Consider the following 11,920-nt stretch of genomic DNA (forward strand, 5'->3'; position numbering starts at 1 on the left):
CACCTTTACGCAACGTCAAGGTCAACACTTCTTCTGAAATACTTTTTGTTACCAACATAAGAAATGTCGCTTGGCTAAAGCCGAACCCAAAAGAAAAGCCCTACAAGATAAATATTACCTTGCAGGGCATAAACAATTAGTTTTCTTGAATATTTTTACGGTCTTTCTTAAACATTTTAGACAAGATTTCATATACAATTGGAACCACCAAAAGTGTTAATAAAGTCGAACTAGCAAGCCCACCGATAACAGTAATACCAAGCCCTTTCGAAATTAAACCACCGCCGCCTTCACCAAATAATAACGGAATTAACGCACCGATTGTGGCAATTGCCGTCATAAGGATTGGACGTAAACGAGTAGAACCGGCTTCAAGAACAGCCTCACGCATTGTCATTCCATCACGTTCCATATGAATGATACGGTCTACGAGAACAATCGCGTTTGTTACAACGATACCAATCAACATCAACAGACCCATCATTACCGAAACGGAAATGGTCTCATCGGCAATCAGTAATCCAACAAACGAACCGATTACTGCAAATGGGAGTGAGAACAGAATGGCAAATGGTGCAACTCCTTCACCAAATGTCACAACTAAAATGAAGTAGACAATTGCAATCGCTGCAAGCATTGCAAGACCTAACTGAGTAAATGTTTCAACCATGTCTGCTTGAACACCTGCAACTCCTAATGTTACACCTTTTGGAAGGTCTAGCTCATCAATTTCTTTTCCAACCTTGGATGTGACCTTCGAAATATCGTCGCCGATTATGTTTCCTGAAACGGACGCATAGTACTCACCCTTGCTTCGAGCAAGTGTATTTAAGGTTGTTCCTTCCTTAACCGTTACTAGGTCAGAAAGTGGCATTGTCGTGCCTGTTGCAGTTGGTACTTGTGTTGCTAGAAGATCATCGATTGATTTAGGCTGAGCAACTTCTTCTTGCTGAACAATTACCTCTAATGTATTACCATCTTTTTCAACAGTTGTTAAAACGTCTTGTGAACGATCAGGGTTTAGCATCATTACAATTTGACCAGTTGTTAGTCCATATTGCAATAATTCATCCTGCTCAACATTGAATGTGTACTCTACATACGCATCCTCCGCACTTGAAGAAACATCCTCCAAGCCGTCTTCATCCTTCATGACACCTTCAACCATATCAACTGCGTCGTAAAGCTTATCTAAATCTTCACTGTATAATGTATAACTTACTTCATTTGTACTCATCGACATAGAAGAGAAGTTCTGGCTCTTCCACTCCCCTGATTGGCCAATGTTGAATACATACTCTTCAATCTCTTCACGGACTTCTGGGAAGTCCTCCATTTCAGGGTCGAAAATGAGATACATGAGTGCGCCGTCACCGCCGCCTCCCATCATGGCTGCCATTGGGTCTCCACTTTCTGTAACAGAAACTTGAAGAATATCAATATCTTCACGTTTTAATAGCTCTTCTTCAACTTCAGCTACATTTTCCAATGTTTCATCCTTTAATTCACCAGTTCCTGGTGTATAGGTTAAATACATAACCTTTTCTTCTTCACTACCCATAAAACTAAAGCCGATTAAAGGTGTTAACGCTAAGCTACCCGCTAATAACAAAATCGAAAGTACTGACACAATAATTTTATGGTTCAGTGACCAATTTAAAATGCCTTTATACCAGTTCGCAAGTTTACCTGCTTCTTTATGTTTTGCCTCTGCCTTTTCAATATAAAGCTGCTTCTTAAATAATGTATGTGATAGTGCAGGTACAATTGTGATTGCAACTAGTAATGAAGCTCCTAGAGCGAAAGTCATTGTTAATGCGAATGGCATAAACAATTCTCCAACCATTCCACCTACAAATACAAGTGGTGCAAAAACCGCAACCGTAACTAAGGTAGATGAAAGAATTGGCTTGAACATTTCAATGGTTGCTTCACGAATTAATGCACGACCGTTTAATTTTTCTTCTTTTAAATGCATTCGTCGATAAATATTTTCTACTACTACGATGGAGTCATCAATGACACGTCCAATCGCAACCGTAACGGCTCCTAATGTCATTAAGTTTAACGTGATATCCATCCACTTAAGCAGTAATAATGCCATAAAAATAGAGACCGGTATCGATACAATTGAAATAATTGTAGATCTAAAGTTTCGTAAGAAAAGTAGAATAATTAATACCGCGATTAAGCCACCAAATAGTGCCTTTTCCACCATTGTTGCAACAGACTCTTCAATTGGTTCACCCTGGTCAAGGGATACATCAATAGTAAGACCTTCAATTCGGTTCTGCTCGTCTTTAATGAGATCTTTTACTTCATTTACAACATCCACTGTGTTTGCTTGTTGCTCTTTCACAATTTGAATCGCAATGGCGTCTTTTCCGTTCGTACGTGAAACAGATTGAACACGCCCAACCTCTTCGATTGTTGCGATATCACCTAATTTCACGAATGGTACGGGATTGTTTTCAGAAGGTGTAACGGGAATTACCATTTCTTTCAATTCATTTGCTGTCATGAATTTACCGTCAATCGAAACCGCTTGTTCACCTTCTTTAAATTCAAAAAGACCTAATGATACAGCCATATCACTAGCTTGAATCATTTCCTTAACTGTGTCTTCTGTTAAGTCAAGCTTTGCCATTTTTTCTTTATTATAAGTTAGTTGTACTTCCTCAATATGTTGACCAGTGATGGTTGCGGAACCGACCCCATCAAGCTTTTCAATTTTAGGAAGTAAAACATCTTCAACTGTTGATGTTAATTCCACAATATCTTCAGTTGAACTACTTACACTTAATGCCACGACTGGCATCATATTCATGCTAATTGCCGTAATAACAGGCTCTTGTGCATTTTCTGGTAAAGTAACTGCGTCTAATGCAGACTGCAGGGCACGTTTAGCCTCGTCCATATCCTCACCATAGTCATATTCAACTTGAATATTCGACATGTTGGAATAGGAATTTGAATAGACAGATTTAACCCCTTCAAGCCCCTCAACCGCCTTTTCAATTGGCATCGAGACATCTTCCATCACCTGTTCAGGAGTGGCACCTGGATATACATCCATCACCATTAGAAATGGAATCGATATATCTGGAATCGTTTCTGTCTTCATTTGTGTACCTGAATATATTCCTGATACCGTTATAATGATTGTTAATAACCAAACCGCAAGTTTGTTTTTTAATACAAAATTGGCTATACCTCTCAACACTTACACCTACCCTAGATTGACTTATTAAACCCATTTATTTATAATAATGACCAATTAGTCATTTGTCAATGAAAGACAACGGGAGAGAAACAAGAAATGGTGAAAAAACAACTTATCATGGAAAAAGCATTAGAGCTTTTCGCAAAGCAAGGATTCGAAGCAACCTCTGTTCAACAAATAACAGATCAATGCGGAATTTCAAAGGGAGCTTTTTATCTTTCTTTTAAATCAAAAGATGAATTAATCATCGCCCTAATTGATCAGTTCATGGAACAAATTTTCACCGACATTGACCACGTAGTCAGAACGAAAAAAGATAAGAATAATCTTCTATTTGAGTATTACTATGTAAGTTTTCAATCGTTTAAACAACATACAGACTTTGCCAATATTCTAATGAAGGAGTATAACCAGTCTCTTAATGAAAAGCTGATCCTTAAGTTGCACTACTTTGACAAACTTATTAATACAACAATTCTTTCGATGATCGAGCGTATCTACGGGAAAAAAGTTGAGCATACAAAATATGATTTACTTTATTGTATTAAAGGGTTTACAAGGATGTATTCAGAGCTTTTTTTGTACCAAAAGCTTCCATTGGATATTGACCTTCTTTGCCAGTCCCTAGTTGAAAAAACGAATTTATTGGCAAAAGGGATGTCTCTACCTTTCCTGAAAGCAGAGCATATGGAATTATCATTATTTCAATTACAAGGTGAAGTAACGAAGGAACAAATTGTATTGTTAATTGAGGAAAAGGCAAAAGAAATCGAGGATTCCATTGAGAAAGAGTCATTGCTACTTTTAAAGGAACAGGTTATTGACCAAACGTATAGCCGAGCTATTATTAAGGGTCTTCTAGAAAATATCCGTAACTACCCGCATTGTAAATGGGTTGCTTATTTATTGGAAAGATATTTTAAGTTATAAAAAAACGGCAGAGCGCTTTGCGTTCTGCCGTTTTCATTGTTATCTAATTTGACCATTTCCTGTCATTAAAAATTTTACGGTGGTTAAGGCCGGTAACCCCATTGGACCACGAGCATGTAGTTTCTGAGTTGAAATACCTATCTCCGCCCCAAATCCGAGTGCCCCACCATCTGTAAATCTAGTAGAAGCATTATGATAGATTGCAGAGGCATCAACGAGTTTCATAAATACAGCTGCAGTGTCTTGATTTTCGGTGATAATCGCTTCTGAGTGCTTTGTCCCATATTGTTCAATATGCCCAATTGCTTCATGAACATCGTCCACAATCTTCATTGCGATGTGTAAGCTTAAATATTCATTCGCCCAATCCTCTTCACCAGCTGGAATGGCATTTGGGATAATCGAAGTTGTCTGCTTATCCCCATGAACGGTAATTGAATGTTCCTGTAATGTCTCTATAAGAGCATCCTTATGTTCAAGCACCCAATCCTTATGTACAAGGACCGTTTCTGCAGCATTACAAACAGCTGGACGATTGGTTTTTGCATTTACTAAAATAGGCAATGCTTTATGAACATCAGCTTTAGAATCTATATACACATGGCAGTTTCCAACGCCTGTTTCAAGTACAGGAACTGTCGCATTTTTAACTACCGTTTGAATTAAGGACGCTCCCCCTCGCGGAATAAGCACATCAATATATTCTTTCATTGTAAAAAGTTGCTTGGTTGCCTCTCTATCCGTACTTGCGATAAATTGAACAGCTTCCTTTGGTATTTTCGTATGTTCAAGTGCATATTGAATGGCTTCAACAATTGCCCAATTAGTATGAATGGCAGATGAACCACCTTTTAAAACAATCGCATTGCCTGATTTTAACGCAAGTCCGGTTGCATCAACTGTTACGTTCGGGCGAGCTTCATAGATCATCCCGATAACACCCAATGGGACCGTTACCTTTTTCACTTGTAAACCATTCTCTAATGTCCAATCCGAGATGACTTTGTCAGTTGGATCCTCTAGAGATGCAACCTGCCGAAGTCCCTCAGCAAAATCAAAGACACGTTCTTTTGTTAACGTTAAGCGGTCCAAAAATGCAGGAGTGTATCCTGCTTCTTGCCCTTTTTGTAAATCCAGCTTATTCGCTTCTAAAATGGACCCATAACCCGCTTCCAAATGTTCTGCTAAAATATATAAGGCCCTGTTTTTATCCTCTGTTGATAAAACACTTACTTGTTTTGCTGCCTTTTTTGCTTCACGCGCTTGCGCTCTAATATCTATATTGTCTTTTACTAAAGTCACCAAATTCCTCCTTTACACTCCAATTGATATTGGAGCATCAATATGACAGACAAAGTCTCCCATTTCAATAATGACTGTGGAATCCATTACTTGATCGGTTTTATCCTGTAGCATTTGATTCAACCCTGAAGAAGAAACCTTCACCACACCACGGGCAATTTCTTCCCCTTCCATGTCCATTACACGGACTACTGCGCCTTTTTCAAATTTGCCTTTTACTAGATGAATTTCCTTTAAGCGTAGGCTTTTTCTTTTTTTCACCATTCGGTCCGCCGCATGTGGATTTATGATAATTTCACCTTTAGAACCTGAGTGAAAGGCAATCCATTTTTTCTTTTGATTAAGGGTGGTCACTGTTTTTTCACAAGTAAAATACGTGCCAGTTGCCTTTTTTTCAACGGCATCCACAATAATATCCTCTTTATTCGCATTTCCTAAAAAGGTTGAGATGCCTGAAGCCATCGCAATCTTCACGGCTTCAATTTTTGATTTCATGCCGCCTGTTCCAACTGCACTACCAGAACCACCTGCAGCATTTTCGATTTCATTGGTAATTTCAGAAACATGATTAATTAAAGTAGCATCCTCATGTATAGTCGGGTTTTTATCATATAAACCATCTATATCAGATAAAATGACTAGTTGGTCGGCATCTACTAATCCAGCAACTTTTGCCGCCAATGTGTCATTATCACCAAAATTCAAACGCTCAGTTGAGAGCGTATCGTTCTCATTCACGATGGGAATAATCCCTCTTTCTAATAAGACGTTCAAGGTGTTGTGAACGTTTTGATATCTTGATTCATCCAAAAAGTCACTTCTTAAAATCAAGATTTGCGAAGCCACATATCCGTGAGATAAAAAAAGGTGAGAATAGGATTCGATTAATAATCCTTGGCCAATGGAAGCCGCTGCCTGTTTTTCTGGTAAGGAAACAGGGCGTTTCAAACATCCTAGCTTTCTATATCCAGCAGCAACTGCACCTGATGAAACAAGTACAACCTCATGCCCCGCATCCTTTAGCTTAGCAATCTCGTTCGCTAGCTTTTCTAGCTTAATCTTACTAATTTCCCCGTGACGGCTCGTTAATGAGCTACTTCCAATCTTTATGACAACTCTCTTTTCTATAGGCATCCGATCAATCCTTATCTGTTTTTGTTTTGATTGCCGGACGATAACGAACTTTTAGATGGTATTCAAAAAAAGGCGCATCCCTCTCTTCGAACACGCACTTTTACAAGCGCTTATCGCCGGTAAAAGGTATTTTTTATGTTAAACAGCTTGAACCTTTTCCTTAGTGCCTTCAAGCTGCGAGCTTATCTCATGTGAACGCTTCGCCGCATGTTTAATAGCTTGTGAGATAGCCTTTCCGCCACCATTCTTTTCTAATGCTGTTAAACCGGCAGCTGTCGTTCCGTTTGGTGAGGTCACATTTTCTCGTAATGTTGTGGGAGTCTCACCCTGTTGTTGAATCATTTTCGCCGCTCCCACAATTGTTTGAGCAATAATATCTCTTGTTACTTTTTCCGGTAAACCGGCCTTTCTGACAGTTGCCTCCATATGCTCCATTAGGTAATAAATATAAGCTGGACCACTACCCGCAACCCCTGTAAAAATATCCATTTGTTCTTCTGGAATCTCATATACTTTGCCAATTGATTCAAGTAGTTCTTTTGCTAGTAACATACTTTCATTATTTGTATAAGAACCGGCTGAAATAGCCGTTGCAGACTCTCCAATCATGCTAGATGTATTCGGCATCACCCTAATTACCTGTTGCCCCGCTGGTAAATGCTGCTCCATAAAAGTTGTGGTGATACCCGCTAACACGGATAAAACGAGTTGGTTCGGTTGAAGTGAATCTTTGATGGACTGTAATGCAATTTCTGCATCTTTAGGTTTCATTGCGAGGACTATTATATCGATATTCTGTAGGTTTAGATGTTGGCTTTTTAAACCCTTTATCTTATAATCTGCTTCAAGCTGTTGTAATCTTTCTGTATTTGTACTGTTGGTAACAATAATTTGATTAGGCGGAACTTTTCCGGCTGCAACAATTCCTGAGATCATTGCTTCTGCCATTGATCCTGCCCCTATAAAAGCTACTGTTTTTTCATATAACATCCAATGTCTCCCTTGTAAAGATGTCAAAAAGTGTATCCTCCTTTTTGAACATTCACTCATATTTTTTAACAACGTCCCTATCGTAACATCTTACAAATCATTATCAAGGGGTTCTCGGAAAGTCATGTGCATATGATTCAATTAGTTAGTGTAAACGCTACCAAAGAAAGCTAATTACCTCAGACCATCTATTATCCGCTTAAACAAGAGCTAAGGATAGAATATGAGATTTGGACAAGTTTCTAGGAATGTCGAGCTTTGGCGCATTTTGTGGAGGCCTAGGGGTAGTTCATTCTTATCCCCAAAATAGAAATCAATGAAAAAGGAAAAATCACCAATTGCTATCATTTTTTACTATCTGCCAGTTTCAAACAGATTCCCTCTTCCAAATCGTGGTAAACTACAATGGGAGGGATGTGGAATGATTAATCAACCTTACATAAAGCAATTATTTATTGGTAAACCCAAAACAATGGGCAATCAAAATGCAACAAAACGAATGGATAAAGAATGGACAAGTGGGATATGTAAAGAGCCGGTCCATAATCCGATTATGCTCGGAAAAGAAAATTTAGAAGGAGACGGCCAAGCCGATTTAAAAAATCATGGCGGTCCTGAGAAAGCAGTCCTTGCCTATACAGCAACTCATTATGAAAAATGGCAAAGTGAATTGAAAAACGATCAGATTCAAGCAGGAGCCATGGGAGAAAACTTTTCAGTTGTTGGCCTTGATGAATCCACTGTTTGTATTGGAGATATATATGAAGTTGGTGAGGCTTTGGTTCAAGTATCTCAACCACGTCAACCATGTTGGAAACCAGCACGACGTTATAAAATACTAGACTTTGCATTACAGATTCAAAAAAGCGGACGGACTGGATGGTATTTCCGTGTCGTCAAAGAAGGGATTGTCAAACAGCACGATAGCATGAAGCTAATCGAGCGTCCTTATCCTGAATGGACAATTGCCCGTTGTAATGAAGTTATGCATGAAAAGAAAGATGATTTGGAAGCCGTAGCGAAATTAGTTGATTGTAAATACCTCGCTACAAATTGGAAAGAAACATTAACAAAACGACTGCAAGGTGAATCAAAGTCAATCAATAATCGCGTGTATGGGCCAAATATTTAGGTGCCGAAAAAAGCCTCAAAAATAAACTCAATGTCCGAGTACTAGTAAAAGCCTTCCGGTTCGTCCGGAAGGCCGACTACCTAAAATGTTCTTCTTTCTAGTCCACCCTATTATGACTTTACTATACGAATTGAAGAAAGATCCTTTACACTAGAAGCACCAGCTAAAGCAATGGATACCTTTGTATCTTGAATAAAGTTGCCAATTACTTTCTCTACTCCCTTTTGCCCTGCTGCTGCAAGTCCATATACAAACGGCCTACCAATAAAGACTGCATCCGCTCCTAATGATAGTGCCTTCACAATATCGGAGCCACGCCGTATTCCACTATCGAATAAAACAGGAATTTCACCCTTTATCTCCTCTACAATATGTGGCAAGGCGTCAATAGCCGCAATCACGCCATCAAGCTGTCTGCCTCCATGGTTCGAAACAATAATTCCATCTACACCATTGTCAATAGCAAGTCTTGCATCCTCCGGACTAAGAATGCCTTTGACTAAAATTGGCAAGGTAGTTCGTTCTTTTAATTCAGTGACGTGAGTCCAGTTAAGTGAAGGATGATGAATATTATCCAAGATTCCTTGAATAATAGACTCTGGATCTTGACTATCTAAGGAAGATAAGAATACAGGGTCCTGTTCATAGTTCGCTTTCCCTACACCCAGCTTTAATGGTGAAAAACGATTTTTCATATCTTCTTCTCTCCAGCCCAACATAACGGTATCAACAGTCAAAACAATTGCTTCGTAACCTGCTTCCTCAGCTCGTTTTACCATATTAAAAGAAACCTCTTTGTTGTTCGACCAATAAAGTTGAAACCATTTCGAGCTATTACCTGATGCCACTTTGACGTCCTCAATTGAATAGCTGGATACCGTACTTTGGATAAATGGAACCTGATAAGCTGCGGCAGCTTTAGATACGGCTAATTCTGCCTCTTCATGTGCAAGCTTTAACATTCCAACTGGGGCAAGCAAAAACGGATAAGGATATGTTTTACCAAACAATGTGATACTTGTATCAATATTTGATACATCTCGTAAAATTCTCGGTATTATGGAGTACTTGGAAAATGATTCTTGGTTTTTACGTAAGGTTATTTCTCGACCTGCTCCGGAACGTACATACCCAAAGCCCCCAATGGACATTTTCTTTTCCGCCTCCTGCTCTAGTTCTTCAAAGGAGACTGGAAAATATTCATCCTTTACAATATTCTCTATGTACGCATCCTTCACTTTTGATGTACTCATTGTATAAAGCCTTCTTTCCTTAATTTGTTAAAAAACGAAAAAACTCTCTTTCAAAAGAAAGAGAGGTATATGAGTTACAAAAACTTTCGTCCCCCCTTATCTTTCAAAACATACATGTTCTGCTGGAATTAGCACCTTTTCACGTAAAACGTGAACGGTTGCCGAGCTTCAACGGGCCAGTCCCTCCGCTACTCTTGATAAAGGAAATAAATATGTAGTTCTTCTAATTATTAACGAATTTACAGGATATTTTGATTAATGTCAATTTTTATTTCCAAAATTTTAAATCAATTCATAGATATATTAAAATATTATTAGACTAATACTGGACTACTGGAATCATGATTACTAAAACGTATTTTTTATACGTAAAGAGTATAATGGAAGCAGCAATTTATGATCGTATTTACCATTTTATAAATTAGAATTAAGGGAGCAATTTGCATCATGAACTATATTCGACGTGGGACTTCAGCATTCAAAAAGGCAAACCTCGCCTTGTTTGCAGGGGGATTTAGTACCTTTGCAATCCTTTGGGGAACACAACCATTATTACCACAAATCTCTAAGGAGTTTCAGATTTCCCCTACCTTATCAAGCCTTAGCCTCTCTACAACCACAATCGCCTTGGCTATCAGTATGTTAATCGCAGGTTCCTTATCGGAAGTATTCGGACGTAAGTCCATTATGACTATATCTTTACTATCATCATCGATTCTAGCAATCGTTACCGCTATTTCTCCAAACTACACCTATTATTACTCGGCCGAATCTTGCAAGGCATAACTCTTGCCGGACTACCGGCTGTAGCCATGGCCTATCTAAGTGAAGAAATCGAGCCAAAAAGTCTTGGTATGGCTATGGGGCTGTACATTAGCGGAAATTCCATTGGTGGTATGGCCGGTCGGATTATAAGCGGAATCCTAACCGATCACTTCGGCTGGCATATGGCCTTAATTGGAGTCGGAGTCATCAGTTTTCTTTCTAGTCTAGTATTCTTGTTCATTTTACCACCATCATCAAACTTTAAGCCTCAAAAGCTTGCAATTAAAGGATTGGTACACTCAATGTTTAGCCAATTCAAAGAGCCTGGTCTTATTTATTTGTTTATGATTGCCTTTTTATTAATGGGAGGTTTTGTATCGCTATATAACTATATTGGGTTTCAACTAATTACCCCTCCTTACTCTTTGAGCCAAACACTAGTCAGTTTTATATTTGTCGTCTATCTCGTTGGAACATTTAGTTCGACTTGGATGGGAATGCTCGCTGATAAATATGGAAAAAGAAAAATATTACAGTTATCTCTCATCATCTTTTTAATCGGAGCTTGCTTAACTTTACATCCAAATCTCTGGGTGAAAATTTTAGGAATTGCTATTTTTACTTATGGATTTTTTGCAGGCCATTCAATAGCCAGCGGATGGGTAGGAATTATCGCAACACATGATAAAGCACAAGCAGCATCCTTATACCTTTTTTCCTATTATGCGGGATCAAGTATCGGTGGAACCGCAAGTGGTACATTCTACAGTAACTTCGGGTGGAGTGGCGTCGTAACCATGATTACCGTTCTTGGCATTACTTCCGTTGTGGTTTCCATCCGATTAGGAATTATCACAAAAGCAAATACAAAATGGGCCAGTGGGACAGGTCTATCGTCCAAAAATTTAAGTTAATTAAACCTTGAAATATATCAGAAAACTTGGTATCATACTAACAAATCAAAAAAGGCTATATGTGACTGGCGCACGCGGAGAACCGCGAGGGAGCATATAGTGTCGGAGTCGTTCGCCTGGGCAGAGGTAAGGGAAAGTCCCTTGCCTCTTTCTGTTTAACTACAGCAGATCCAGATTTACGTAAATTCGTATTATATGGTTTTCCAACTTTGAATCTATGATTAAGGGAGAGGTAAACGAGATGAGCACACTTGTTGAAAAAAAGTAAACACAATTA

The 11,920-nt window shown here is 38.8% G+C and carries 7 protein-coding genes, 1 pseudogene and 2 riboswitches; of the genes and pseudogenes, 3 read left to right on the forward strand and 5 right to left on the reverse strand.

The window, feature by feature from the left end:
• Nucleotides 1–136 precede the first annotated feature (136 nt).
• Nucleotides 137–3,220, reverse strand: a complete 3,084-nt coding sequence (locus BTHG_RS22335; protein WP_010284750.1) for an efflux RND transporter permease subunit — start codon at nt 3,218–3,220, stop codon at nt 137–139.
• A gap of 99 nt (nt 3,221–3,319) precedes the next feature.
• Here BTHG_RS22335 and BTHG_RS22340 point away from each other — a divergent pair, with 99 nt between their 5' ends.
• Nucleotides 3,320–4,153 (forward strand): TetR/AcrR family transcriptional regulator, encoded by an 834-nt coding sequence (locus tag BTHG_RS22340; protein ID WP_010284752.1) that lies wholly within the window; start codon nt 3,320–3,322, stop codon nt 4,151–4,153.
• Between the two features lie 39 nt (nt 4,154–4,192).
• Here the strand turns inward: BTHG_RS22340 and BTHG_RS22345 are convergent, their stop codons facing one another.
• From BTHG_RS22345 to proC, 3 genes are all read right to left on the reverse strand, one after another.
• Nucleotides 4,193–5,455, reverse strand: a complete 1,263-nt coding sequence (locus BTHG_RS22345; RefSeq protein WP_010284754.1) for a glutamate-5-semialdehyde dehydrogenase — start codon at nt 5,453–5,455, stop codon at nt 4,193–4,195.
• A gap of 12 nt (nt 5,456–5,467) precedes the next feature.
• Nucleotides 5,468–6,589 (reverse strand): glutamate 5-kinase, encoded by a 1,122-nt coding sequence (gene proB, locus BTHG_RS22350; protein ID WP_010284755.1) that lies wholly within the window; start codon nt 6,587–6,589, stop codon nt 5,468–5,470.
• Between the two features lie 138 nt (nt 6,590–6,727).
• On the reverse strand, nt 6,728–7,579 hold the full coding sequence (proC, locus tag BTHG_RS22355; protein WP_083849233.1) for a pyrroline-5-carboxylate reductase: 852 nt from the start codon (nt 7,577–7,579) through the stop codon (nt 6,728–6,730).
• Between the two features lie 421 nt (nt 7,580–8,000).
• Between proC and BTHG_RS22360 the strand changes: the two genes are divergently transcribed.
• Nucleotides 8,001–8,711 carry an MOSC domain-containing protein gene (locus BTHG_RS22360; RefSeq protein ID WP_010284757.1) on the forward strand — a complete coding sequence of 237 codons (711 nt, stop codon included), beginning with the start codon at nt 8,001–8,003 and terminating at the stop codon, nt 8,709–8,711.
• A gap of 110 nt (nt 8,712–8,821) precedes the next feature.
• Here BTHG_RS22360 and BTHG_RS22365 read toward each other — a convergent pair whose 3' ends face one another.
• Nucleotides 8,822–9,964: an alpha-hydroxy-acid oxidizing protein gene (locus BTHG_RS22365; protein WP_010284758.1), complete on the reverse strand. Its 1,143-nt coding sequence runs from the start codon at nt 9,962–9,964 to the stop codon at nt 8,822–8,824.
• A gap of 93 nt (nt 9,965–10,057) precedes the next feature.
• Nucleotides 10,058–10,168: riboswitch (SAM riboswitch) on the reverse strand.
• A gap of 243 nt (nt 10,169–10,411) precedes the next feature.
• Between BTHG_RS22365 and BTHG_RS25625 the strand changes: the two are divergent.
• Nucleotides 10,412–11,643 (forward strand): annotated as a pseudogene (locus tag BTHG_RS25625) (MFS transporter).
• 51 nt (nt 11,644–11,694) lie between these two features.
• Nucleotides 11,695–11,772, forward strand: a riboswitch (ZMP/ZTP riboswitch).
• Nucleotides 11,773–11,920 lie beyond the last annotated feature (148 nt).

Source organism: Bacillus timonensis (genome assembly GCF_000285535.1).
In the GTDB taxonomy this organism is placed as follows: Bacteria; Bacillota; Bacilli; order Bacillales; family Bacillaceae_L; genus Ferdinandcohnia; species Ferdinandcohnia timonensis.